The organism is Streptomyces sp. NPDC088097 (assembly GCF_044741845.1).
Lineage (GTDB): Bacteria > Actinomycetota > Actinomycetes > Streptomycetales > Streptomycetaceae > Streptomyces.
Window position 1 is genome coordinate 281,635 of sequence record NZ_JBIUTJ010000001.1, and the last position, 23,790, is coordinate 305,424.

Annotated in this window: 26 protein-coding genes; 15 read left to right on the forward strand and 11 right to left on the reverse strand. The window is 71.8% G+C overall.

What is annotated here, in order from left to right; all coding sequences use genetic code 11:
• Positions 1–222: 222 nt before the first annotated feature.
• The 4 genes from ACIOD1_RS01215 to ACIOD1_RS01230 all read left to right on the forward strand — a co-directional run bounded on the left by ACIOD1_RS01215 (position 223) and on the right by ACIOD1_RS01230 (position 3,628).
• The gene (locus tag ACIOD1_RS01215; protein ID WP_401899485.1) at positions 223–1,425 is read left to right on the forward strand and encodes an NADP-dependent malic enzyme; all 1,203 of its coding nucleotides are present in this window, start codon (positions 223–225) and stop codon (positions 1,423–1,425) included.
• A 350-nt stretch (positions 1,426–1,775) separates the two neighbouring features.
• Positions 1,776–2,738, forward strand: coding sequence for a zinc-binding dehydrogenase (locus ACIOD1_RS01220; protein WP_365618517.1), 963 nt, complete (start codon positions 1,776–1,778; stop codon positions 2,736–2,738).
• Between the two features lie 120 nt (positions 2,739–2,858).
• Positions 2,859–3,068, forward strand: coding sequence for a helix-turn-helix domain-containing protein (locus tag ACIOD1_RS01225; RefSeq protein ID WP_365618520.1), 210 nt, complete (start codon positions 2,859–2,861; stop codon positions 3,066–3,068).
• A complete protein-coding gene (locus tag ACIOD1_RS01230; RefSeq protein ID WP_365618523.1) occupies positions 3,068–3,628 on the forward strand; it encodes a Clp protease N-terminal domain-containing protein in 561 nt (186 codons plus the stop codon). Before ACIOD1_RS01225 ends, ACIOD1_RS01230 begins: the two co-directional genes overlap by 1 nt.
• 21 nt (positions 3,629–3,649) lie before the next feature.
• Here the strand turns inward: ACIOD1_RS01230 and ACIOD1_RS01235 are convergent, their stop codons facing one another.
• From ACIOD1_RS01235 to ACIOD1_RS01245, 3 genes are all read right to left on the reverse strand, one after another.
• Positions 3,650–4,558 (reverse strand): helix-turn-helix transcriptional regulator, encoded by a 909-nt coding sequence (locus ACIOD1_RS01235; protein ID WP_401899489.1) that lies wholly within the window; start codon positions 4,556–4,558, stop codon positions 3,650–3,652.
• A 1-nt stretch (position 4,559) separates the two neighbouring features.
• Positions 4,560–5,486 (reverse strand): DUF4097 family beta strand repeat-containing protein, encoded by a 927-nt coding sequence (locus ACIOD1_RS01240; protein WP_365618529.1) that lies wholly within the window; start codon positions 5,484–5,486, stop codon positions 4,560–4,562.
• 280 nt (positions 5,487–5,766) lie between these two features.
• Positions 5,767–6,699 carry a LysR family transcriptional regulator gene (locus ACIOD1_RS01245; protein ID WP_365618532.1) on the reverse strand — a complete coding sequence of 311 codons (933 nt, stop codon included), beginning with the start codon at positions 6,697–6,699 and terminating at the stop codon, positions 5,767–5,769.
• Between the two features lie 222 nt (positions 6,700–6,921).
• On the opposite strand from ACIOD1_RS01245, the gene snpA reads away from it, so the two are divergent.
• Positions 6,922–7,578: a snapalysin gene (gene snpA, locus ACIOD1_RS01250; protein WP_365618535.1), complete on the forward strand. Its 657-nt coding sequence runs from the start codon at positions 6,922–6,924 to the stop codon at positions 7,576–7,578.
• A gap of 18 nt (positions 7,579–7,596) precedes the next feature.
• On the opposite strand, the gene ACIOD1_RS01255 is transcribed toward snpA, so the two are convergent.
• From ACIOD1_RS01255 to ACIOD1_RS01270, 4 genes are all read right to left on the reverse strand, one after another.
• Positions 7,597–7,830 carry a hypothetical protein gene (locus ACIOD1_RS01255; protein ID WP_401899492.1) on the reverse strand — a complete coding sequence of 78 codons (234 nt, stop codon included), beginning with the start codon at positions 7,828–7,830 and terminating at the stop codon, positions 7,597–7,599.
• 79 nt (positions 7,831–7,909) lie between these two features.
• Positions 7,910–8,512, reverse strand: a complete 603-nt coding sequence (locus ACIOD1_RS01260; protein ID WP_401899494.1) for a GNAT family N-acetyltransferase — start codon at positions 8,510–8,512, stop codon at positions 7,910–7,912.
• Between the two features lie 128 nt (positions 8,513–8,640).
• Positions 8,641–9,687, reverse strand: a complete 1,047-nt coding sequence (locus ACIOD1_RS01265) for a family 2 encapsulin nanocompartment cargo protein polyprenyl transferase (protein WP_365618542.1) — start codon at positions 9,685–9,687, stop codon at positions 8,641–8,643.
• Positions 9,687–11,093 carry a family 2B encapsulin nanocompartment shell protein gene (locus ACIOD1_RS01270; protein ID WP_365618545.1) on the reverse strand — a complete coding sequence of 469 codons (1,407 nt, stop codon included), beginning with the start codon at positions 11,091–11,093 and terminating at the stop codon, positions 9,687–9,689. Before ACIOD1_RS01270 ends, ACIOD1_RS01265 begins: the two co-directional genes overlap by 1 nt.
• A gap of 248 nt (positions 11,094–11,341) precedes the next feature.
• Between ACIOD1_RS01270 and ACIOD1_RS01275 the strand changes: the two genes are divergently transcribed.
• The 5 genes from ACIOD1_RS01275 (at position 11,342) to ACIOD1_RS01295 (ending at position 15,435) form a co-directional block, all read left to right on the forward strand.
• Positions 11,342–11,845, forward strand: coding sequence for an RrF2 family transcriptional regulator (locus ACIOD1_RS01275; protein WP_401899498.1), 504 nt, complete (start codon positions 11,342–11,344; stop codon positions 11,843–11,845).
• Between the two features lie 124 nt (positions 11,846–11,969).
• Positions 11,970–13,166, forward strand: coding sequence for a globin domain-containing protein (locus ACIOD1_RS01280; protein WP_401899500.1), 1,197 nt, complete (start codon positions 11,970–11,972; stop codon positions 13,164–13,166).
• Between the two features lie 148 nt (positions 13,167–13,314).
• A complete protein-coding gene (locus tag ACIOD1_RS01285) occupies positions 13,315–13,905 on the forward strand; it encodes an N-acetylmuramoyl-L-alanine amidase (protein WP_401899502.1) in 591 nt (196 codons plus the stop codon).
• Positions 13,906–13,987: 82 nt separating this feature from the next.
• Positions 13,988–14,452 carry a GNAT family N-acetyltransferase gene (locus ACIOD1_RS01290; RefSeq protein ID WP_401899504.1) on the forward strand — a complete coding sequence of 155 codons (465 nt, stop codon included), beginning with the start codon at positions 13,988–13,990 and terminating at the stop codon, positions 14,450–14,452.
• A gap of 89 nt (positions 14,453–14,541) precedes the next feature.
• Positions 14,542–15,435 (forward strand): 1-aminocyclopropane-1-carboxylate deaminase/D-cysteine desulfhydrase, encoded by an 894-nt coding sequence (locus ACIOD1_RS01295; RefSeq protein ID WP_401899506.1) that lies wholly within the window; start codon positions 14,542–14,544, stop codon positions 15,433–15,435.
• 10 nt (positions 15,436–15,445) lie between these two features.
• Here ACIOD1_RS01295 and ACIOD1_RS01300 read toward each other — a convergent pair whose 3' ends face one another.
• On the reverse strand, positions 15,446–17,026 hold the full coding sequence (locus ACIOD1_RS01300; protein WP_401899509.1) for a Na+/H+ antiporter: 1,581 nt from the start codon (positions 17,024–17,026) through the stop codon (positions 15,446–15,448).
• A 42-nt stretch (positions 17,027–17,068) separates the two neighbouring features.
• On the opposite strand from ACIOD1_RS01300, the gene ACIOD1_RS01305 reads away from it, so the two are divergent.
• The 3 genes from ACIOD1_RS01305 (at position 17,069) to ACIOD1_RS01315 (ending at position 19,019) form a co-directional block, all read left to right on the forward strand.
• Positions 17,069–17,329, forward strand: a complete 261-nt coding sequence (locus tag ACIOD1_RS01305; protein ID WP_365618566.1) for a UBP-type zinc finger domain-containing protein — start codon at positions 17,069–17,071, stop codon at positions 17,327–17,329.
• 215 nt (positions 17,330–17,544) lie between these two features.
• Positions 17,545–17,958 (forward strand): anti-sigma regulatory factor, encoded by a 414-nt coding sequence (locus tag ACIOD1_RS01310; RefSeq protein ID WP_008741530.1) that lies wholly within the window; start codon positions 17,545–17,547, stop codon positions 17,956–17,958.
• Positions 17,955–19,019, forward strand: coding sequence for an RNA polymerase sigma factor SigF (locus ACIOD1_RS01315; protein ID WP_401899512.1), 1,065 nt, complete (start codon positions 17,955–17,957; stop codon positions 19,017–19,019). The genes ACIOD1_RS01310 and ACIOD1_RS01315 overlap by 4 nt, the downstream gene beginning before the upstream one ends.
• A 12-nt stretch (positions 19,020–19,031) precedes the next feature.
• On the opposite strand, the gene ACIOD1_RS01320 is transcribed toward ACIOD1_RS01315, so the two are convergent.
• Entirely contained in the window at positions 19,032–19,457 is a 426-nt protein-coding gene (locus tag ACIOD1_RS01320; protein ID WP_365618570.1) for a hypothetical protein, read from the reverse strand.
• A gap of 84 nt (positions 19,458–19,541) precedes the next feature.
• On the opposite strand from ACIOD1_RS01320, the gene ACIOD1_RS01325 reads away from it, so the two are divergent.
• Entirely contained in the window at positions 19,542–20,507 is a 966-nt protein-coding gene (locus ACIOD1_RS01325) for a diacylglycerol kinase family protein (protein WP_365618573.1), read from the forward strand.
• Positions 20,508–20,827: 320 nt separating this feature from the next.
• Positions 20,828–21,085 carry a WhiB family transcriptional regulator gene (locus tag ACIOD1_RS01330; RefSeq protein WP_004937597.1) on the forward strand — a complete coding sequence of 86 codons (258 nt, stop codon included), beginning with the start codon at positions 20,828–20,830 and terminating at the stop codon, positions 21,083–21,085.
• 146 nt (positions 21,086–21,231) lie between these two features.
• Here ACIOD1_RS01330 and ACIOD1_RS01335 read toward each other — a convergent pair whose 3' ends face one another.
• Both ACIOD1_RS01335 and ACIOD1_RS01340 read right to left on the reverse strand, forming a co-directional pair.
• Positions 21,232–22,701 carry a PAS domain-containing sensor histidine kinase gene (locus ACIOD1_RS01335; RefSeq protein ID WP_365618654.1) on the reverse strand — a complete coding sequence of 490 codons (1,470 nt, stop codon included), beginning with the start codon at positions 22,699–22,701 and terminating at the stop codon, positions 21,232–21,234.
• A 432-nt stretch (positions 22,702–23,133) separates the two neighbouring features.
• Positions 23,134–23,727, reverse strand: a complete 594-nt coding sequence (locus tag ACIOD1_RS01340; RefSeq protein ID WP_365618576.1) for a TetR/AcrR family transcriptional regulator — start codon at positions 23,725–23,727, stop codon at positions 23,134–23,136.
• Positions 23,728–23,790: the final 63 nt, after the last annotated feature.

Genomic DNA, 23,790 nt, shown 5'->3' on the forward strand with positions numbered 1-23,790 from the left:
AGCGGGAATCGACTCGTCTGGGCGAGCGTTCTTCCGGTAGAACAGATCCTTACACCCCTCATCCGGGGCTCAGGGCGCGCGTGCGGCGCGCCCGCGCGTACGAACCTCCCCTCCGCGGAGGCGGGCCAACCGCCGATGCGGAGTACGGACGCGGTGCCCGCCCACCCCTTAACCAGGAGTGGTCACCCTCAATGATTCAAAGGACCTAAGGGGTCACACACAGTGGCAGCGGAGATCGTCAACCCTCGCAGTGACAGCGAGACGGACAACAACCCCGATGCGGTGTTCGCACTGCACCGCGGCGGAAAGATGGCCATCCAGGCCACGGTTCCGGTCAACGACAAGGACGACCTGTCCCTCGCTTACACGCCCGGCGTGGCGAAGGTGTGCACCGCCATCGCCGAGCAGCCGGACCTCGTGAACGAGTACACCTGGAAGTCGAACGTGGTCGCCGTCGTCACCGACGGTACGGCCGTGCTCGGACTCGGTGACATCGGTCCCGAGGCCTCCCTCCCCGTGATGGAGGGCAAGGCCATCCTCTTCAAGCAGTTCGGCGGCGTGGACGCGGTTCCGATCGCCCTCGCCACCAAGGACACGGACGAGATCATCGAGACGGTCATCCGTCTCGCGCCGTCCTTCGGCGGGGTGAACCTGGAGGACATCTCCGCCCCCCGCTGCTTCGAGATCGAGCGCCGCCTGCAGGAGGCCCTCGACATCCCGATCTTCCACGACGACCAGCACGGCACCGCCATCGTGACGCTGGCCGCCCTGCGCAACGCCGCGAAGCTCACCGGCCGCACCCTGGCCGACCTGCGCGCGGTCATCTCGGGCGCCGGCGCGGCGGGCATCGCCATCGCCAAGATCCTGGTGGACGCGGGCATCGGCGACGTCTGCGTCACCGACCGCAAGGGCGTCGTCTCGGCGGACCGCTCCGACCTGACGGACGTCAAGGCGGAGATCGCGGGCCTGACCAACAAGACGGGCCTGAACGGCTCCCTGGAGGAGGCCCTCGCCGGCGCGGACGTCTTCATCGGCGTCTCCGGCGGCACGGTCCCCGAGGAGGCCGTGGCCTCGATGGCGAAGGACGCGTTCGTCTTCGCCATGGCCAACCCGAACCCGGAGGTCCACCCCGACGTCGCGCACAAGTACGCGGCCGTCGTGGCGACCGGCCGCTCGGACTTCCCGAACCAGATCAACAACGTGCTGGCCTTCCCGGGCATCTTCGCGGGCGCCCTCAAGGTGCGCGCGACCCGGATCACCGAGGGCATGAAGATCGCCGCCGCCGACGCCATCGCGGGCGTCGTGGGTGACGAGCTGGCCGCCGACTACGTGATCCCCTCCCCCTTCGACGCGCGCGTCGCGGAGGCCGTCACGGCCGCCGTCGCCGCCGCCGCGAGGGCCGAAGGGGTGGCCCGCCTGGCCTGAGGCCGGGACGGAGCGGTACGCGAAGGGGCCCGGCCGGAACGTTCCGGCCGGGCCCCTTCGCGTACCGCCTACACGCGAGCGCACCCTCCCCGCCCCCGAGCCGGGAGGGGTCGCCGCGTCGCGCGGGTGCGGCGCGCACGGCAACTTGACAGGCTCATGACGAGCTTGCCCTGTGGCTTGAATATTACCCCCACCCGAGGACCCCTCTCGACGTTCCGTTTAGGCCCATCCGGGCTACAAACCGGCTGGTACGGAGGGCTGTTGAGGTTCGAACAAATGCTTCCACTCGCCCGTATGGACGATCTCCGGCCACTGGTCAGGGCGGTCTACCGACCGGTAGCCTCCGCGCCATGTTCGCTGCCTACGCCGCCCGAATCGACCGAGACCAGCCGCTGAACGGCCTGGTGCTGGGGGACCGCCCCGCACCGCAGGCCCGACCCGGCTGGGTGACCGTCAACGTACGAGCCGCCTCGCTCAACCACCACGACCTGTGGTCGCTGCGCGGGGTCGGTCTCGGCGAGGACAAACTGCCCATGATCCTCGGCTGCGACGCCGCCGGGACCGACCAGGACGGCAACGAGGTCGTCCTGCACTCCGTGATCGGCCAGAGCGGCCACGGGGTCGGCCCGGACGAGCCGCGCTCGATCCTGACCGAGCGCTACCAGGGAACCTTCGCCGAGCAGGTGACCGTCCCCGCCTGGAACGTGCTGCGCAAGCCGGCCGAGCTGTCCTTCGAGGAGGCCGCCTGCCTGCCCACGGCCTGGCTGACCGCCTACCGGATGCTGTTCACCAACGCCGGGGTCCGCCCCGGCGACTCCGTGCTCGTCCAGGGCGCGGGCGGCGGGGTGGCCACCGCCGCGATCGTCCTCGGCAAGGCGGCCGGCCTGCGCGTGTTCGCCACCAGCCGGGACGAGGCCAAGCGCAGGCGCGCCGTGGAGCTGGGCGCGGTCGAGGCGTACGAGCCGGGCGCGCGGCTGCCGGCGCGGGTGGACGCCGTCATCGAAACGGTCGGCGCGGCCACCTGGTCCCACTCGGTGAAGTCGCTGCGCCCGGGCGGCACCCTGGTCATCTCCGGCGCCACGAGCGGCGACCGGCCCGCGCACGCGGAGTTGACCCGGATCTTCTTCCTGGAGCTCAAGGTGGTCGGCTCGACCATGGGCACCAAGGACGAGCTGGAGGACCTCCTCGCGTTCTGCGCGGCGACCGGGGTCCGCCCCGTGATCGACGAGGTGCTGCCGCTGGACCGGGCGCGCGAGGGCTTCGAGAAGCTCCAGTCCGGCGACCTCTTCGGCAAGGTCGTCCTGACGGTCTGACGGTCTGACGGTCTGACGGTCTGACGGTGTAACGAGACGGAAGCCCGGGTCCCGGCGGCCCGGGCTTCCGTCTGTCAATTCGGGTTGACAACCCTTTCGTGTCAACCTAGATTGACAGTCATGACGGAAGCCACCGATCTCGCCGCACGGGCCGGAGACCAGGACCCGCGCGTGGGCCTGCGTTCCGTGGCCGCCCTCCGCAGACTGCTGGAGCAGTTGGAGGCCGTACAGGTACGCAGCGCCCGCGCACAGGGATGGTCCTGGCAGGAGATCGCGGCCGAGCTGGGCGTCAGCCGGCAGGCCGTGCACAAGAAGTACGGGAGGCTCTGATGTTCGAACGCTTCACCCATGACGCCCGCGACGCGGTCACCGGCGCCGTGGCCGAGGCCCGCCGCGCCGGCTCCTCCACCGTGGCCGAGGAACACCTGTTGCTCTCGCTGATGTCCCTCGGCGCCCTCGATCCGCTGGGCGTGGACCGGGAGGCGGTGGCCGCCGCCCTCGCCGAGGCCCGGCGGCGCGGCGGGATGTCGAGGGCCGACGAGGAGGCCCTGGCCGGGTTGGGCATCGACCTCGGCGCGATCGTCTCCCGCTTCGAGGAGACCCACGGCGTCGGCGCCCTCTCCTCACCGACCCCGCGGCGACGGACCCTCGCCACCTCGCTCCGGTCAGCCCTCGGCCGCCCCGAACCCGGTCAGCGGCACGTCCCCTTCACCCAGGGTTCGAAGAAGGCGCTGGAGCAGTCCCTGCGGATCGCGCTGGGCCGCAAGGACCGGCACATCGGCACCCTGCACCTGTTGCTGGCCCTGCTGTCCCGCCCGGGCACGGTCGCCGAGGTCCTCGCGGACCACGGCGTCACGTACGCGACCGCCGAGAACCGCCTGGCGGCCTGAGGCCCCGCCGTCGGGCGAGCGCTACGACCCGGGGCGCAGGCCCGCTTCGATCCGGGCGGCTGCCGCCGCCAGATGGGCGCGCGCCTCGGCCAGTTGGGCGGGGGTGACCCCGTGGTCGCGGGCCGCGTCGCGCACGTCGTCGCGGAAGCGGTCCAGCAGTCGGTCCAGGTCCCGCGCCGGATCGGTGCCGGGGGCGAGGTCGTCGGCCCATCCCGATCCGGCCGGCCCGGGCGCGCTCGGCGCGGAGCCCTTGTCGGCGCCGCTCTCGGCCCCCGCGAGGGATCCGCCGCCGAGCCAGGCACCGGCGAGGCTGCCCAACACCCCGCCCGACTTGGAGAACTGCTCCTGGAGCTGGGCCGCGATGCGCTGGACCTCCTCGCGGGCCCGCTCCTGGGCCTCCTTGGCCTGCCGGCGGGCCTGCTGGGCCTCCTCGCGGGCCCGGCGGCTCTCGTCCTTGGCCCGCCGCGCCTGCTCCTTCCACTCGTGCCGGGCCTTGCGGAGCTCCTCCTTGGCCACCTTCCAGGACTCGTCCTCGACCCGGGTGCTCGACGCGGAGGCGGCGGCCAGCATCTCGCGCCGCAGGTCGCCCGCGGCGCCCCGTACGTCGTCACGGATCTCGGCGGCCAGTTCGGAGACCGAATCGCGGATCTCCAGCTCCAGGTCGGCCAGCTCACCGCCGCGGTCGGCCAGCTCGGCGCGACCTCCCTCGGTGATGGAGTACACCTTGCGGCCGCCCTCGGTGGCGTGCGTGACGAGCCCCTCGGCCTCCAGCTTGGCCAGGCGCGGGTACACGGTGCCCGCGGAGGGTGCGTACAGGCCCTGGAAGCGCTCCTCCAGCAGGCGGATCACCTCGTACCCGTGGCGCGGGGCCTCGTCCAGGAGCTTGAGGAGGTAGAGGCGGAGGCGGCCGTGGGCGAAGACGGGCGGCATGTCAGAGCACCTTCTTGTCGAGCCGGAGGGGGGCGGCGGGGGCGTCGGCGTCGGCCGGCGGGCGGCGCAGGAGGGCGATGGATCCCGAGATCGTGGTGGCGCGCAGGGTGCCGGCGCCCGTGCCGAGGGTGCCGGTGATCCGCTTGGCGCCCATCTGGCCGGTGACCCGGAGGTCCTCGAAGGCGTTCGAGACGCCGCCGGTGGCGGTGTTGGCCTCCACCTTGGCGTCGGCGGGGTGCGGCAGGCGGATGGCGACCTGCCCCGAGACGGAGTTGAGGAAGATGTCCACGGGCGTGGGGTCGGCCGGGTCGGGGGCCAGGTCGATGAGCATGTCGCCGCTGACCGAGTCGGCCCGTACGTTGGCGCCCGAGCCGTCGACGACCGTCAGGCCGCCGGAGATCGAGTGGAAGCCGAACTCACCGGTGACGGACTGGGCCTCGACGCTGCCGGAGACGGTGTGGGCCTTGACCCGACCGGAGAGCCCGACGAGGGTCGCGTCGCCCGAGACCCCGTTGACGTCGGTGCCGCCGGAGATCCCGGAGACGAAGGCGGCGGCGCTGACCGCGGCCAGCTGGACCCGGGTGCCGGCGGGGACGGCGAGGGTGACGGTGACGCTGCGCTCCCAGGCCTTGCGGCCGTCCTCGGCGGAGCCGGACCAGGCCTTCCAGGGCTTGCTCTCGACCCACTTCTTGAAGCCCTGGGAGCCGTTCCAGGGCAGGTCCTCGTAGGACAGGGTGAGGGAGCCGCCCTCCTGGACCACGTGCAGCGGGGGGCCCACGACCTCGGAGACCTCCAGACGGACCGGTCCCTCCTCGGCCGCGACCACGTTCACCGTGCCACCGACGACACGGACGCGCAGGTCGGTCACCGGCTGCTCGAAGGTGAGCTTCTGGGGTGCGGCGACGGACCACGTCATCTGCTCGGCCATGGTGCTGCTCCTCCTCGTGGGCTGACGCACGCAACATATCGCGTCTTGTGTGGAATACGATATATCGCGATCGGAGGAAGTCAAGCAACCCGGCACGACGGCATGCGGGTACGCCCGGACGGCAGCGCGGGCCGCCGAAGGCGCGGGCCGCCGAAGGCGCGGAAGGCGTGCGGCACGGCCGGAACGGCGGGCACGGCCGGAACGGCGGGCACGGCCGGAACGGCGGGCACGGCCGGAACGGCGGGCACGGCCGGAACGGCGGGCACGGCCGGAACGGTGCTTAGGCCGCCAGGAGGGAGCTGCCGGCGCGGCTCAGCCAGGCGCGGTACGGCGGGGTGTTCAGGGCCGCCTCGCGGTAGGCGTCGCGGAGGTCCCCGTACAGTTCGGCCGCGGCCCCCGGCCGGGTCGCCAGCAGCAGCCGCACCGCGAGGGGGTCACCGGACAGCGGGCGGATCGCCATGTCCTCGCGGGGTCCGGACGTCGGCTGGCACGGGGCCACCGCCTCGCCGGAGACGATCAGCGAGGCCGCCGTGTGGTAATCGGTGTGCAGGACAGGCGGATCGACCCCGGCGTCCGCGAACACCCGGCGCAGGCCGTCCCATTCGCCGTCCACCGCCGGGTCCACCGTCCAGCGGTCCCCCGCGAGGTCCTCCAGGGCCACCACGGACGAACGCGCCGCCGGATGGTCCCGGGACATGGACACGAACTGGGGCTCGCGCTCCATCAGCACCCGCAGCTCCAGCCCGGCCGGCACCCGTAACGGGCTGCCCTCGACCTCGTGGACGAACGCCACGTCCAACTGCCCGGCGGCCACCATCCGCAGCAGCGCGTTCGCCGACACGTCGACCCGCAGGGAGGTCTCGGTCTCCGGGGCGCGCCGGTGGATCCTGCGCAGCCAGCCCGGCAGGGCCCGGCTCGCCGTCGACCCGATCCGCAGCCTGGGTCCGTGCGCCGCCGCCCGGGCCTCGGCGACCAGCGCGGCCATCTCCTCCAGCAGGGGTCTCGCCCGTAGGAGCACCGTCCACCCGAAGGGCGTCGGTCTACAGCCGGTGCGTTCGCGCAGGAACAGCTCGCCGTCCAGGGCGCGTTCGATCCGGCGCAGTTGGGTGGTCAGCGAGGGCTGGCTCACGCCGAGCTCCCGGGCCGCCTTGTGCAGGCTGCCGGCGTCAGCGATGGCGCAGAGCGCGCGCAGGTGCCTCACCTCAAGCTCCATGCCCCGAGGGTAGGGCGCGGTCGGCAGGCCGCACCAGCCGCCGATAGCCCCCCGAATCACGCCATTCTCACGGGAGTCGCCCCCCGTCCATCTCGCCGAAATCCGCCCGATAGGACGGAGTTATCTGCCGCTGACATCATCCGCGAGCCCCATCGGCTCCCGCAGACTCCGGTACCGAACGACCCACCCCCCACCGCACCGGACGAGTAGGAGCACCCCCACATGCGCCCCTCACGCAAGCCCATGCTGGCCGCCGCCATCGGACTCGGCTTCGCCGCCGCCCTCGGCGGAGTGATCCCCACCGCCGTCGCCGCGACCCCGACGGGCAGCCAGGCGAGCTATGCCACGTACGAGCGTTCGCAGGAGAACCAGACCGCCAACAAGGCGTTCTTCGAGGCCGTGCAGCGCTCGGTCGCCGAGCAGAAGGCCGCGAACCCGGGCATCCAGCTCGTCACCGTCACGTACAACACCCGCAACGCGCCGTCGTTCCGTACCCAGATAGGCAACTCCACCCGGATCTGGAACGGCTCGGTCTCCAACGTCAAGCTGCAGGAGGTGTCCTCGGGCGGGAACTTCTCCTACTACGAGGGCAACGACTCGCGGGGCTCGTACGCGAGCACCGACGGGCACGGTCGGGGCTACATCTTCCTCGACTACCAGCAGAACCAGCAGTACAACTCCACCCGCGTGACGGCCCACGAGACGGGCCACGTGCTGGGCCTGCCGGACCACTACTCGGGTCCGTGCAGCGAGCTGATGTCGGGCGGCGGTCCGGGCACCTCCTGCACGAACCCCAACCCGAACAGCGCCGAGCGCTCGCGCGTCAACCAGCTGTGGGCCAACGGCCTGGTGGCCTCGGGCCTGGGCACGAAGGGCTAAGGCCTCAGGGCTCAGGCCTCAGGAGAGGGGGCGGCCCCGGCCGTCTCCCTCTCGCCCCTCCGGGATCTCGGAGCGGGGGCAGTCCGGGTCCCGGCAGGGGCCCGGATCCCACTGCGGTACGAAGATCCCCAGGGATTTGCGCCGTCTGACGACGGTGTCGACGGCGCTCCCGCAGGCCGGGCACGTGTGCTGCTCGTGCCCGGCTCGCGGGGCGACCGTCCCGTGCTCGCGCTGCTGCTCTCGACCGGCCATACCTCCACGGTAGGCCGGTTCGGGGGGTACGGCCGGATCTGCGGACGGGGCGCCCCTCGCCCGCCTCCCCGGCCCCCGCTCACCCCTGCGGCTTGCGCCACATCGGCCACATGAGCGGGCCGTCCGGCAGACGCACCGCCCGCCCCGTGAACTCCCAGCCGAGCCGCTCGTAGAGCTCCTTGCTCCGCTCGCTGCTCGCCTCCAGGTACGCCGGGACCCCCTCGCGGTCGCAGCGCTCCAGCACGGGCCGGATCAGTTCGGTCCCGAGCCCCTCCCCCTGCCGGCCCGGGGCGACCGCGATCATCAGCAGGTACTCGTGCTCCTCGGCCACGGGGTGCGCCTCCCCCGTCAACCGGCCGACCAGCTCGCAGCGCTCGTTGTCCGGGTCGGCCACCGCGCGCATCTTCGCCGGGACCTCGTCCTCCACGTGCGGGGCCAGTGGATCGGCGGCCGGAATCCGCAGCCACAGGGCGGCGGCCGAGCCGTCCGCCGCATAGTCGATCCGGCCCTCGGCGAGCGCCACGTCGACGAAGACCCCGAGGAAGCGCCCGTGCACGGCCGCCCGGTGCGCCGGATCGGGGAAGACCCAGCTGCTCACCGGGTCCTCGCGGAAGGCCTCGTCGAGCAGCCGGGCCACGGCGTCCCGGTCCGACTGATCCGCCTGACGTATCTCCAGCACCACAGGTATCACCCTTCACTCGCATGCCAACTGCTGTGGGTGATCCTAGAGTTGGCCGGGGCACGCAAAAAGGCCCGTTCCGGCGCCTCCCGGCACCGGAACAGGCCTCACCGCGCGCGGCTCCCGCGCGGTCACTTCGTACGGCGCGTGACGAACTCGGCCAGCGCCAGGAGCCCTCCCGCCGCCGCGAGGTCCGGTACGGCCCGGGACAGCTCCTGCACCGCCCGGCCCATCCGGTCGGCCGCGTGGCCCTGGGCCCAGTCGCGTCCGCCGGCCCGCTCCACCGCCCGGGCAGCCCGGTGCACGTCGTCACCGGTCATGGGCCCCGCGTACAGGGCCGCCAGCTCCTCTCCCGCCTCGGTGCCCGAGGTGAGGGCGGCCACGACCGGGAGGGACTTCTTGCGGGCGATCAGATCGGCCCCGGCGGGCTTGCCGGTGTGCCCCGGATCCCCCCAGATGCCGATCAGGTCGTCGATGAGCTGGAAGGCCAGGCCGGCCTCCCGCCCGAAGGCGTCCATCGCGTCGACCTCGTCCGGCCCCGCCCCGGCGTAGAGGGCGCCCAGGGCGCACGCGCAGCCCAGGAGGGCGCCGGTCTTGGCCGTGGCCATGGTCAGGCACTCGTCGAGCGAGACGTTCGGCCGCTGCTCGAAGGCGCAGTCGGCCTGCTGTCCCGCGCACAGCTCGATGACACAGGCCGAGAGCCGGGCCGCGGCCGGCGAGGAGGCCGGGTGCGGGTCCTCGGCGAGCACCTTCAGCGCGAGCGCCATCATGGCGTCGCCGGTGATGATCGCGTCCGGTATCCCGAAGACCGTCCAGGCCGTGGACCGCCCGCGGCGCCGGACGTCCTTGTCGATCACGTCGTCGTGCAACAGCGTGAAGTTGTGCGCCAGCTCCACGGCGACGGCCGCCCGGACGGCGTCCTCGGCCCGGTCCGCCGAGCCTCCCAGGGCCCGTGCGGAGGCCATCACGAGCGCCGGCCGGATGGCCTTGCCCGTGCTGCCCGCCGCCGGGGTGCCGTCCTCGTGCTCCCACCCGAAGTGGTACATCGCCACCCGCCGCATGTCACCGGGCAGGCTCTCGACGGTCCGGCGCAGGACCGGGTTGACCGTTTCCCTGGTGCGCTCCAGGAGAGCCGCCGCCTCCTGCCCCTCCCCCGTGGCGAGGGCGTTCGCGGTCATCAGCGCCAGCGGCCGATCTCGACGTTCTCCAGGACGCCGAGCGCGTCCGGGACCAGGACGGCGGCCGAGAAGTAGGCCGTGACCAGGTACGAGATGATCGCCTGCTCGCTGATGCCCATGAAGCGCACCGACAGGCTGGGCTCGATCTCGTCCGGGATCCCGGGCTGGTGGAGGCCGATCACGCCCTGCTCCTCCTCGCCGGTGCGCATGCACAGGATGGAGGTCGTCCGGGCGTCGCTGATCGGGATCTTGTTCGACGGGAAGATCGGCACCCCGCGCCAGGCGGGCACCCGGTTGCCGCCGATGTCCACCGACTCCGGGTACAGGCCGCGCTTGTTGCATTCGCGGCCGAAGGCGGCGATGGCCTTGGGGTGGGCCAGGAACAGCTTGGAGCCGCGCCGCATGCTGAGCAGCTGGTCCATGTCGTCGGGGGTGGGGGCGCCGTCGTGGGGCTGGATGCGCTGGTCGTAGTCGGCGTTGTGGAGGAGGCCGAACTCGCGGTTGTTGAGCATCTCGTGCTCCTGGCGCTCGCGCAGCGCCTCGACCGTGAGCCGCAACTGCTGCTCGGTCTGGTTCATCGGCTGGTTGTAGAGGTCGGCGACACGGGTGTGCACGCGCAGGACCGTTTGCGCGATGGAGAGTTCGTACTCGCGGGGCTTGGCCTCGTAGTCCACGAAGGTGCCGGGCAGGACGGCCTCGCCCTGGTGGCCGGCGGACAGGTCGATCGCCGCCTCGCCGTACTTGTTGGTGCTCCGGGCGGGAGCGGTCCGTACGTCCTCCACGTGCTCGCGCAGGGAGTCCACGCGGTCGGCGAGCAGTTGGAAGTCCTGGCGGGACAGGACGAGCGCGGTGCCGGCGGTGGCGGTGCGGGCGGTGTACTCCCAGATCGCCTCCTCGTCGACGAGGGCGTCGTCCCCGAAGAAGGCTCCGTCGGCGACGGTCCGCAGCACGGCGTCCTCGCCGTAGGGGCCCGGGCCGATGTGGTCGATACGGCCGTGGGCGAGCAGGAACACCTGGTCGGCGGGGCTACCGAAGGCGGTGAGCTCCTGGCCGGCCTCGAAGTCGATCTGGCGGCAGCGGGCGGCGAGTTCGGTGAGGACCTCCTCGTCCTCGTAGTCGCGCAGCAGCGGGAGCTCCCCCAGCTCCGCCGGGATGACCTGGACCTGCGTCCCGGTCTTGATGAACTCGACGATGCCGTTGCCGACCGAGTAGCTCAGCCGGCGGTTGACGCGGTACGCCCCGCCCTGCACCGAGACCCAGGGGAGCATCTTCAGCAGCCACCGCGAGGTGATCTCCTGCATCTGCGGCGCGGACTTGGTCGTGGTTGCCAAGTTCCGCGCGGCCGAGGTGCCGAGACTGCGCTGCGGTGTCTGGGCTTCGGATTCGGAACCTGCCTGGACCGACATGTCTTTCCCTTTCGATCACTCCATGGATCTGCGGGACGGAAGCCTTCCAGTACTCAGTGTGGTGGGACCATTACACAAAAGGGTGGGACTACTCCGTACGGGGGGTGGGCACTGTGAAGGGTCGAACTCTTCGTTCTTCCCCGCCGACCCGACCGCGGACCCCACGGGTTTCAGCCACCCCACACGCCCCACCTTTACCCGCACCCTTTAACTTGCATCTGCGATGCCAGTTTTCTACTCTCAGGGGCATGCGGCTGACCCGATTCACCGACCTCGCGCTGCGCGTGCTGATGCGCCTGGCCGTCACGGAAACGGACCTCCCCACCACGCGCGACGTGGCGGCGACCATGGAGGTTCCGTACACCCACACGGCCAAGGTGGTCGCCCGGCTCCAGCACCTCGGCCTGGTCGAGGCGCGGCGCGGGCGCGGCGGCGGGCTCACCCTCACCCCCGCCGGACGGTCCGCCTCGGTGGGCGGCGTGGTCCGGGAACTGGAGGGCGCGGGCGACGTCGTGGACTGCGACGGGACCACCCCCTGCCCGCTGCGCGGGGCCTGCCTCCTGCGCGGTGCGCTGCACCGGGCCCAGGAGGCCTTCTTCGCGGCCCTGGACCCGCTCACGGTGAACGACCTGGTGGCGGCCCCCACGGGTCCGCTGCTTCTCGGCATCTCGGGCCGCGCGGGATCCGGACCGAGGGTCGAGAGGACCGCCGGGGCCGAGAGGGCTTCCGAGCCCGGCCCGATGGCCGGTTAGGGACGCAGACCGGCCCGCCCGGGCAACCTCCGGGGACACTCTCGAACAAAATTCCGTACTGCCACGGAGTCGCGTCGCACCCCAAAATATGAATGTGCGATACCAATTAAACGAGGAGCACCGCATGCTGTCCGAGAAGTCGACCGCGACCGTCCGCGCCACCCTGCCCGCCGTCGGCGCGGCCATCGGCGACATCGCGGAGCTGTTCTACGCGAAGCTGTTCGCGGCCCACCCGGCCCTGCTCCGGGACCTGTTCAACCGCGGCAACCAGAACACCGGTCTCCAGAAGCAGGCCCTCGCCGGCTCCATCGCCGCCTTCGCCGGCCACCTGGTGGAGCGCCCGGACACCCGCCCCGACGTGATGCTGAACCGGATAGCCCACAAGCACGCCTCCCTCGGTGTCACCCGCGAGCAGTACCCGGTCGTCCACGAGCACCTCTTCGCCGCCATCGCCGAGGTCCTCGGCGAGGCCGTCACCCCGGAGGTGGCCCGGGCCTGGGACGAGGTCTACTGGCTGATGGCCAATGCCCTCGCCGCCGCCGAGGAACGCCTCTACGCCGAGCAGCGGGTCGTCGCCGGCGACGTCTGGCGGGAGTGGACCGTAGTGGCCCGGATCGAGGAGACGGCGGACTGCGCCACCTTCCACCTCCTCCCGGCCGACGGCGGCCGGCCGCCCGCGGCCAAGCCCGGCCAGTACGTCTCCGTCCAGGTCGAACTCCCCGACGGAGCCCGCCAGATCCGGCAGTACAGCCTCTCCTGCGCGCCCGGCTCCCCGGTCCGCGCCCTCACCGTCAAGCGCGCCGGCGGCCCGGCGACGGGCGGCCCCGCCGGCGAGGTCTCCCACCACCTCCACGCCCACGTCCGCGCCGGCGGCACCCTGCGCGTGTCCGCCCCGTACGGGGACCTGGTCCTGCGCGACTCCGGCGCGCCGGTGCTGCTGGCCTCGGCGGGCATCGGCTGCACCCCGATGCTGTCGATGCTGGAGCACCTGGCCGACACCGGCCACGGCGCCCCCGTCACCGTCCTGCACGCCGACCGGAGCCCCGCCGACCACGCTCTGCGCGCCGACCACCGTGCCCTGACCCACAAGCTCTCCGACGCCCGGGCCCACTTCTGGTACGAGGAGTCCGGCGAGGCGGGCGACGGCGTCGGCCACATGGACCTGGGCGCCGTCCCGGTCGCCCCGGGCACCTCGGCCTACCTGTGTGGCCCCCTCCCCTTCATGCGGGGGGTGCGTGCGCAGTTGATCGCCAAGGGCGTGGCCCCGGCCGACGTCCACTACGAGGTCTTCGGGCCGGACCTGTGGTTGGCCTCCTCCTGACGGCCCCGCCGCGTGATCGGCCGCGTGGCCGGATCCGATCGCACGCCGTACGAACGCCCTAGCCGCGGAAGGGCCGCCTCCACTACACCGGAACGTGACGGAACGCACACGGAGTGTGCGCACGTCACGCACCACGAAGGAGGCGGCCGTGTCCGCACCCATGTCCGCAGACCGCTTCGTCCAGGCTCTGCGCGCCGAAGGCCTCATCGTCGTCGAGGTGGGGCAATGGCGCACCCACAACCGCAACCACAAGGGGCCCTGGGGCCCCGTCCACGGGGTGATGGTCCACCACACCGTCACGCACGGAACCGCCTACACCGTGCAGCTCTGCCGCGACGGGGACAGCGCCCTGCCCGGACCGCTGTGCCACGGGGTCATCACCAAGGACGGCCGGGTCCACCTCGTGGGCTACGGCCGCGCCAACCACGCGGGCGCCGGGGACTCCGACGTCCTCGCGGCGGTGATCGCCGAGAAGCGGCTCCCCGCCGACCACCACGCCGACACCGACGGCAACCGCGCCTTCTACGGCTTCGAGTGCGAGAACCTCGGCGACGGCGAGGACCCGTGGCCGGCGGTCCAGCTCGACGCCATCGCCCGCGCGGCCGCCGCCCTGTGCCGGGTCCACGGCTGGGGCGCCCGCTCGGTCATCGGCCACCTCGAATGGCAGCCCGGCAAGATCGATCCCAAGGGGTTCACGATGGATTCGATGAGAGCGCGCATCGCCGAACGTCTGAAGTAGGGAAACCGCCACCACGAACCGGACCCCGCCTCGACCGGGAATCCGCCTTGACGGGCCCGGTCCGGGCCGATTGTCTGACCGGATGTCCGATACACACGTCCTGCGCGTCACACGGGTCCGGGCCGACGACGAGACGGCCCTGCTCCAGTGGCACGACGTCCACAACCTCGTCATCCCACCCGATCCCCTCACCCCCGCCGAGGTGCGCGAACGCTCCGGGCGCAATCGCCTGTACGTCGCCCGCCTCGGCGACACCCCCGTCGGCTGCTCGACCGTGCGCCCGCCCACCCCGGCCAACGACTCCGTGGCCACCGTGATCGCCCGCGTCCTACCCGCACACCGACGCCGCGGCCACGGCGCCGCGCTCTACGCCCACGGCCTGCGACGGGCCCGCGCCCTGGCGCCCGCGGCGGTCGAGACCATCGTGCTCGCGTCCAACGGGGACGGCCTCCGCTTCGCCCTGGCCCACGGCTTCACCGAGACGGACCGCTACCTCCTCCCCGGCGCCGACGTCGCCTACGTCACCCTGCGCCTGACGGACGCATGACCGGCGGCCGACCGGCGGATATCCCCCCGCGCCCTGGGCAGGGGGGCCGAGTGCGACGTCTTCAGGGGCCTGCGGCCCACAATGGCGGGGTGACCCACCCCGAACTGCTCCCCCGGCCCCCCTCCCCGGTGCAGGAGGTCCGAGACGAGCGCTTCGCGGCGCACGGCGTACGGCTGCTGCTCAAGCGGGACGACCTGGTGCACCCCTCGCTGCCCGGCAACAAGTGGCGCAAGCTCGCGCCGAACCTCCGGGCGGCGCTGGAGGCGGGGCACGACCGGCTCGTCACCTTCGGCGGGGCCTACTCCAACCACCTGAGGGCCACCGCGAAGGCCGGGCGGCTGCTCGGCCTGGAGACGGTCGGGATCGTCCGCGGGGACGAACTCGCCGGGCTCCCCCTCAACGACTCCCTCACCCGCTGCGCGGCGGACGGCATGCGGCTGCACTTCGTGACCCGCGCGGCCTACCGCGCCAAGGCCGACCCCGCCCCCCTGGCGGCGCTCCTGACCGCCGCCGGGGCCGAGGGCGCGTACGTCGTCCCCGAGGGCGGCAGCAACCCCCTCGCGCTGGAGGGCTGCGCGGAACTCGGCCGCGAACTGCGCGGCTCCGGCGAACTGGTGGCGGTGGCCTGCGGTACGGGGGGCACCCTGGCCGGGCTGGCGTCCGGACTCGACCCGGAGCAGCGGGCGCTGGGCGTGCCCGTCCTGGCGGGGGGCTTCCTCGGGGCGGAGATACGTTCCCTCCAGACCCGGGCCTTCGGCGGCCCGGCGGGCGACTGGAGCCTGGCCGAGGGCTTCGACCACGGGGGCTACGCCAAGGTCCCGGCGGTGCTCGACGCCTTCGCCGCCGACTTCGAGTCCCGCCACGGGCTCCCGGTGGAGCGGATCTACGTGGCGAAGCTCCTGTGGGCCCTGACGGCCCTGACCGGCGCCGCGGCGTTCCCCCGGGGCACGACCCTGACCGCCGTGATCACGGGCTCACCCTGACCGCCCCCGATCAGCCCTCCTCGCGGTAGGCCGCGGCCTCCTCCAGATCCAGGCGTCGCAGCAGGGCCCGGAGCATCTCGTCGTCGATGCGTCGGTGGTCCCGCAGGGTCACGAAGACCTCCCGTTCGGCGCCGATCATCTCCCGGGACAACCGGCGGTAGACGTCGTCGGCGGACTCCCCCGTCACCGGGTTGACCTCGCCCAGCCGCTCCCAGACCGAGTTGCGGCGGCGTTCCATCACCGTGCGCAGCCGGTCCACGAGAGGGGGCGGCAGGGTGCTGTTGGCCGGGTCCTCCAGGAGTTCGTCCAGGCGTTCGTCCGCCGCCCGCGAGGCCTCGCTCTGGGCCTGGGCCTCGGCGAGCGTCTCGGCCTGGACGTCCTTCGGCGGCAGTTTGAGCAGCCGGATCAGCGGAGGCAGCGTCAGGCCCTGCACCACCAGGGTGGCGATGACCGTCGTGAAGGTGAGGAAGAGGATCAGGTTGCGGTGCGGCACCTCGTTCGGCACGGAGAAGGCGATGGCCAGCGAGACCACGCCGCGCATCCCCGCCCATCCGACGATCACCGGGGCCTTCCAGTCGGTCTCGGGCTCCCGCCGGCGGACCCGGTCCGAGATCCACCGCGGCAGGAAGGTCGCCGGGAACACCCACAGGTACCGCGCCACGACCACCGCGAGGAACACCACGACGGCGTAGCGGGCCGCGGCCGAACCCTCGTACTCCCCCAGGCCCTTGAGGACCACCGGGAGCTGGAGCCCGATCAGCGCGAAGACGACGGACTCCAGCAGGAAGGCGACCACCTTCCACACCGCCTCCTCCTGGAGCCGGGTCGCGAAGTCCACCTGCCAGTTGCGGTGGCCCAGGTACAGGGCCACGACGACGACGGCCAGCACCCCGGAGGCGTGCACCCGTTCGGCCGCCGCGTAGGCCACGAAGGGGATCAGCAACGAGAGGGTGTTCTGGAGCAGCGGCTCCTTCAGGTGCGTGCGCAGGTGGTGGATCGGCACCATCAGCAGCAGGCCGACGCCCACCCCGCCGACGGAGGCCAGCAGGAACTCCGCGATGCCGCCCGCCCAGCCGGCGCCCACCCCGACCGCCGCGGCCAGGGCCACCTTGTAGGCGGTGATCGCGGTCGCGTCGTTGACCAGGGACTCCCCCTGGAGGATCGTCGTCATCCGGTTCGGCAGCCCGAGCTTGCGGGCGATCGCGGTGGCCGCGACCGCGTCGGGCGGCGCGATCACCGCGCCCAGCACCAGCGCCACCGGCAGCGAGAGCCCCGGCACCAGCAGGTACGCCGCGTAGCCGACGGCGACGGTCGCGAAGAGCACGTACCCCACCGAGAGCAGGGCCACGGGCCGGATGTTGGCCCGCAGGTCCAGGTACGAGCTGTCCACAGCGGCGGTGTGCAGCAGCGGCGGGAGCAGCAGCGGGAGCACGATGTGCGGGTCGAGGGCGTAGGAGGGCACGCCCGGGACGTAGGCCGCGATCAGACCGACGGCGACCAGCATCAGCGGCGCCGGTACCGGTGTGCGGCGGGCCAGTCCGGCCACCGCGGCGCTCCCGGCGACCAGCGCCACCAGCGGCAGTACCTCCATGATGTCCGTCCTCCGTCGTCCGTCGCCCGTACGCTGGCCATCATGAGCGAGTGCACCCACGTAGCCGAATTGCCGCGCCCCGAGCCCGTCCCCCTCGCCCTGACATGCACCGAATGTCAGGTCCTCGGGAGCCATCCGGTGCAACTCCGGATGTGCCTTGGCTGCGGGTACGTGGCATGCTGCGACTCCTCTCCGTACCGGCACGCCACCGCGCACCACAAGGACACCGACCACCCGGTGATGCGGAGCTTCGAACCCGGCGAGACCTGGCGGTGGTGTTTTGTCCACGGTTCGATCGTCTGAGGCGGGGTAGGTCAACCCTCCGCCGGTTCCCCTGAATTGGGCCCGCAGACCCCTAGCCACTGTGTGTACCCCTGGGCTTACCATCAGTCACCGGGCGCAGGCATGGTCGGCCCGGGGGCTCTGACAACGGGCGTCATGAGGGGTGCCGCGACACGATCGCCCGGATCGCGATAGCGTCACCGGCGAACAGAGCTCGTACCACCTTGGAGGTGAGGGTGTCCCAGATCGCAGGCGAGCCCGGGACCCAGGACTTCGTGGAAGTCCGGCTGCCGGCTGCGGGTGCCTACCTGTCGGTGCTGCGAACGGCCACGGCCGGACTCGCGGCACGTTTGGACTTCACCCTCGACGAGATCGAGGACCTCCGCATCGCGGTGGACGAGGCCTGCGCGATCCTGCTCCAGCAGGCCGTGCCGGGCTCCGTCCTCAGCTGCGTCTTCCGTTTGGTGGACGATTCGCTGGAGGTGACCGTTTCCGCGCCCACCACCGACGGGCGCGCGCCGGAGCGCGACACGTTCGCGTGGACGGTCCTGTCGGCGCTGGCCGGCAAGGTCGAGGCCACGGTCGAGGAGAACCGGACGGTGAGCATCAGTCTCTACAAACAGCGCGGCGCGGGGCCAGGCCCGGCGTGAGCGGCGGGGAGATCCCGGTGCGGGGCGGGGATCGGCCCCGGGTACGGCACGAGGTCGACGGCGGCATCCCGGAGCAGCACCACGCCCGGCCGCACCCCGCCGACTCGGATGCGGACAACGGCTTTTCGGACTCGGCGGAGCGACGGGCGGGCCCTGTGAGCGAGAACCAGCACGACCAGACCGAGCCACCGGAGGCCGCTGCCACGGCCCCGGAGGCGCCGGCTCCGGAAGCTCAGGCTCCGGCGGTACCGGCTCCGGAGGCGCCGGTCCTTCAGGCGCCGGTCGCGCCCCCGGCGTTGCCGGATCCGCGCGACCGCAGTGGCGCGCGGGCCCTGTTCTTCGAGCTGCGCGAGTTGCCCGAGGGATCGCTGGAGCGGGCGGAGCTGCGCAACCGCCTCGTGCGGATGCACCTGCCGTTGGTCGAGCACCTGGCGCGGCGCTTCCGCAACCGCGGCGAGCCGCTCGACGACCTGACGCAGGTCGCCACCATCGGGCTGATCAAGTCGGTGGACCGCTTCGACCCGGACCGCGGGGTCGAGTTCTCCACCTACGCCACGCCCACCGTGGTCGGCGAGATCAAGCGGCACTTCCGCGACAAGGGCTGGGCGGTACGGGTCCCCAGGCGGTTGCAGGAGCTGCGGCTCTCGCTGACCACCGCGACGGCGGAACTGTCCCAGCAGCACGGTCGCTCCCCCACGGTCCACGAGTTGGCGGAGCGGCTCGGGATCTCCGAGGAGGAGGTGCTGGAGGGGCTGGAATCGGCCAATGCCTACAGCACGCTCTCCCTGGACGTGCCGGACACCGACGACGAGTCGCCGGCGGTGGCGGACACGCTGGGATCCGAGGACGAGGCGCTGGAAGGCGTCGAGTACCGCGAGTCCCTCAAGCCGCTCCTGGAGGGGCTTCCGCCGAGAGAGAAGCGGATTCTGTTGCTCCGCTTCTTCGGCAACATGACCCAGTCCCAGATCGCGCAGGAGGTCGGCATCTCCCAGATGCACGTCTCCCGCCTGCTGGCCCGCACCCTGGCCCAACTGCGGGAGAAGCTCCTCGTCGAGGAGTAGCCGGCGCCCTGGTCAGATGCCGAGCGCCTCGGTGGCCGTCGGGTTCACGAGCAGGGCCCCGACGGCCACCGCGGTCAGCCCCAGGGCCACCGCGCCCACGGCCATCGCACCGCCGGCGGTCCACAGGGTCCACGCCACGGGCAGGGCCATCAGCTGGGTGATCAGTGCCGGGCCGCGACTCCAGCGGCGGCCCAGGCGCAGCCCGCGCGCCGCGAGGAGCGGGAGCGCGGCCAGGGCCAGCAGGGTCACACCCCCGGTCTCGGCCTGCTGCGGGGAGTCGGGGTGCCCGGCGATGCCGACGTACAGCATGTAGAGGCCGAGTCCGGCCAGGGCCAGCCCTTGGAGGGCGGTGAGCGCGGCGGCGGCGGTGAGCCGGCCGGGCAGCGCCACGGGTTCCTCGGCGGCGGCGGGGGTGCGGGGGGTCGGCTTCGTACTCACCCCAGCAGGGTAGCCGCGTACGGCCGGGTCACGACGGGACGGTCGGTCGAGGTCACCCGCGACGGGGTGGGTAGTCTGGCGCTCATGCGTGCACTTCTCGTGGCCAATCCAGCAGCGACGACCACCAGTGCGCGCACGCGCGACGTCCTGACCCATGCCCTGGCCAGCGAAATGAAGCTGGAGGCGGTGACCACCGAGTACCGGGGCCACGCCCGTGACCTGGGCCGCAAGGCCGCGCACGAGGGACTCGACCTGGTGGTGGCGCTGGGCGGTGACGGCACCGTCAACGAGGTGGTCAACGGACTCCTGCACGACGGTCCCGATCCGGAGCGGCTGCCCCGGCTCGCGGTGGTGCCGGGCGGTTCCACCAACGTGTTCGCCCGCGCGCTGGGACTCCCGAACGACGCGGTCGAGGCCACCGGCGCCCTGCTGGACGCGCTGCGCGAGGAGCGGGAGCGGACGGTCGGGCTGGGCCTGGCCGCCGGCAGCCCGGGGACCGAGGACGAATCCGTTCCGGCGCGCTGGTTCACCTTCTGCGCGGGGTTCGGCTTCGACGCCGGCGTGGTGGGGCGGGTCGAGCAGCAGCGCGAACGCGGCAAACGTTCGACGCACTCCCTCTATGTACGACAGCTCATGCGTCAGTTCTGGGAGGAACCGAACCGGCGGCGCGGCACGATCACGCTGGAACAGCCCGGCGCGGATCCGGTGACCGATCTGGTGCTGTCGATAGTGTGCAACACCTCACCGTGGACATACCTGGGCAATCGGCCCCTCTACGCCTCACCCGAAGCCTCGTTCGATACCGCACTTGACGTATTGGCGCTGGACCGTTTGTCAACTCCGGCCGTCGCCCGGTACGCCACACAGCTGCTGACCTCGACTCCTGAACGAGGCCCGCACGGCAAGCACGCGTTGTCTCTGCACGATCTGACCGACTTCACCTTGCATTCCAAGGTTCCGCTCCCCTTCCAGATGGACGGGGACCACCTCGGACTGCGCACCAGCGTTCGGTTCACAGGCGTTCGTCGGGCACTGCGTGTGATTGTGTGAGTGGAAGGGCCAAAAGTCCTTTCACTCGAACGTTTACACGCCGGTCCACCCACATGAACTAGGGCTGTGACCTAGTAGACACCGACGAATCCAAAAAAACTTTCCGGAAGGGGTTGTATCCCCGTCCGAGGTTTGCGAATCTCTACATGGCGATCGGGACAGCCCGCAGAACCCGGCACCCATACAGACCGCCAGAACCCCTCCACGAATCTTCGGACCCCACCAGGCAACTGGGGGTCGGCCCTTCCCTCACGGGGGGATTCGTGAAAGCGTTCACATTCACAAGCAACCTGCCCGCAATACAAGGAGATGGAGCAGCCATGGACTGGCGTCACAACGCCGTTTGTCGTGAGGAAGACCCGGAACTCTTCTTCCCCATCGGCAACACCGGTCCTGCGCTGCTGCAGATCGAGGAAGCCAAGGCCGTCTGCCGCCGCTGCCCCGTCATGGAGCAGTGCCTGCAGTGGGCGCTCGAGTCCGGTCAGGACTCCGGCGTCTGGGGCGGTCTCAGCGAGGACGAGCGCCGCGCGATGAAGCGCCGCGCCGCTCGCAATCGGGCGCGCAACGCCACCGCCTGACATCGACTTTCGAGCCTCGAGCCGCAGCGCGTAGAACCGTAGAAGCGCTCAGCAACGTGCTCTTGAGCCCCGGACCGAACACCATTCGGTCCGGGGCTCAGTGCTTTCCGCGTCACGCTCGGTGACCGGGACGGCGGGGGCCCGAGCTACTTCTGCGGGCTCGCCGGCACGTCGAGGACGACCTTCGTGCCGCGCGGCTCGACGCGGAGCATGTCGAAGGTGCCGCCGAGTTCCCCCTCCACGAGGGTCCGTACGATCTGCAGCCCGAGGTTGCCGGCGCGCTGCGGGTCGAAGCCCTCGGGCAGTCCGCACCCGTCGTCCAGCACCGTGATCAACAGTCGGGCGTCTTCGCGGCCGGTGCCCGAGCGGCTCGCGGACACCTCCACGGTGCCGCCCTCCCCCTGGACGAAGGCGTGCTCCAGGGCGTTCTGGAGGATCTCGGTCAGCACCATGGACAGCGGGGTGGCGACCTCCGCGTCCAGGATCCCGAACCGGCCGGTGCGCCGGCACTGCACCTTTCCGGGCGAGATCTCGGCGACCATCGCGATCACCCGGTCGGCGATCTCGTCGAACTCGACGCGCTCGTCGAGGTTCTGGGAGAGGGTCTCGTGCACGATCGCGATCGAACCGACGCGCCGCACCGCCTCGTTCAGCGCCTCCCGGCCGTTCTCCGAATCCATCCGCCGGGCCTGGAGCCTCAAGAGGGCGGCCACCGTCTGGAGGTTGTTCTTCACCCGGTGGTGGATCTCCCGGATGGTGGCGTCCTTCGTGATCAGTTCACGTTCGCGACGGCGCAGTTCGGTGACGTCGCGGCAGAGCACGAGGGAACCGATGCGCGTCCCCTTGGGCTTGAGCGGGATCGCACGCAGCTGGATGACCCCGCCGCTGCCCTCGACCTCGGTCTCGCGCGGGGCCCAGCCACTGGCCAGCTTGACGAGCGCCTCGTCCACCGGGCCGCGGGAGGGGGCGAGTTCGGTGGTCGCGGTGCCCAGGTGCTGGCCGACCAGGTCCGAGGCGAGGCCGAGGCGGTGGTAGGCGGAGAGCGCGTTCGGGGACGCGTACGTCACGACGCCGTCGGCGTCCAGGCGCATCAGGCCGTCGCCGACGCGCGGGGAGGCGTCCATGTCGACCTGCTGGCCGGGGAAGGGGAAGGAGCCCGCGGCGATCATCTGGGCGAGGTCGGAGGCGGACTGGAGGTACGTCAGCTCCAGCCGGCTCGGTGTACGCACGGTGAGCAGGTTGGTGTTGCGGGCGATCACGCCGAGCACCCGACCCTCGCGGCGGACGGGGATCGACTCGACGCGGACCGGGACCTCCTCGCGCCACTCCGGATCGCCCTCGCGCACGATCCGGCCCTCGTCGAGCGCGGCGTCCAGGAGCGGCCGGCGACCGCGGGGCACCAGGTGGCCGACCATGTCGTCCTGGTAGGAGGTCGGACCGGTGTTCGGGCGCATCTGCGCGACGGACACGTACCGACTGCCGTCGAGGGTCGGAACCCACAGCACGAGGTCGGCGAAGGACAGGTCGGAGAGCAGCTGCCACTCCGAGACCAGCAGGTGGAGCCACTCCAGGTCGGTTTCACTGAGAGCGGTGTGCTGGCGTACGAGGTCGTTCATGGAGGGCACGTGGCGAGCGTACCCCGGGTACGTCCATGACTTTCCCCACGGGAATACCCAGGAGTATCCAGAAGGGGCCCCGCCCGCGTAGGGTTGGAGGAACCGACGGGATTTCGTGCACCGTCATTGGATGGACAGAACAGAATGGTCTAGTCCACAATTGACCCAAGACTTCCGCCCTCCCCGCACAGGAGGACGGAGACGAGGTAACCGCGCGCTCTGCCCTGACCGCGCAGGCACCTCCCCGGCCCGCGGGAACCGCACACCCGCCGGCCGTAAGTACTCCGGGCTACGGTGCCGGGCGGGCTGAGGGTCCCGTCCTGGCACCGTGGCCCAGAGGAACGTGTGGCCCAGAGGAACGTCAGGGCCCCTCGGCCCCTTTTCCCGCCGGCGACCTTCCCGGCCCACCGCAGGACCCGCCCGCATCCGTGATCACTCCGGCCAGGCGAGCATCGCCAGCTCCGCGACCGCCTCCAGCTCCGCGCGCCCCGCCCCGTCGCGGGACTGGAGCGACATGCCCTGGAGCACGGCCCCCGCGTACCGCGCCAGCGCCCGCGGGTCCGTGCCGGCGGGCAGCAGCCCCGCCGCGAGGTCCGCGCGGATCCGGCTCTCGAACGCCGCCAGGTTGGCGTCGCGCCGCTCCCGCAGGGCCTCGGCCACCTCCTGCGAGGTGGTGTTGACGGCCGCGCTGATCACCATGCAGCCCGGGGGGTGGGCGGGGTCCGTGTAGATGTCGGCGGCCTCGCGCAGGACCCGGCCGACGGCCGCGCGCGCGGTGGGCTCCTCGGCCAGTGCCACGGCCGCGAAGTCGGCGTAGCGGTCGCCGTAGACCACCACCACCTCGTCGAAGAGCCTGCGCTTGTCGCCGAAGGCGGCGTAGAGACTGGGCGCGCCGATCCCCAGGGTCCGGGTCAGGTCGGCGATGGACGTCGCCTCGTAGCCGTTCTCCCAGAAGACGTACATCGCCTGGTCGAGGGCGGCGTCGCGGTCGAAGGAGCGGGGCCTGCCGCGCTGTCCGGTCACCATGGGCAGATTCTATAGCGGGCGCTAGGGAATCTGGTACGGTCCCTTTCTGTAGCGACCGCTAGT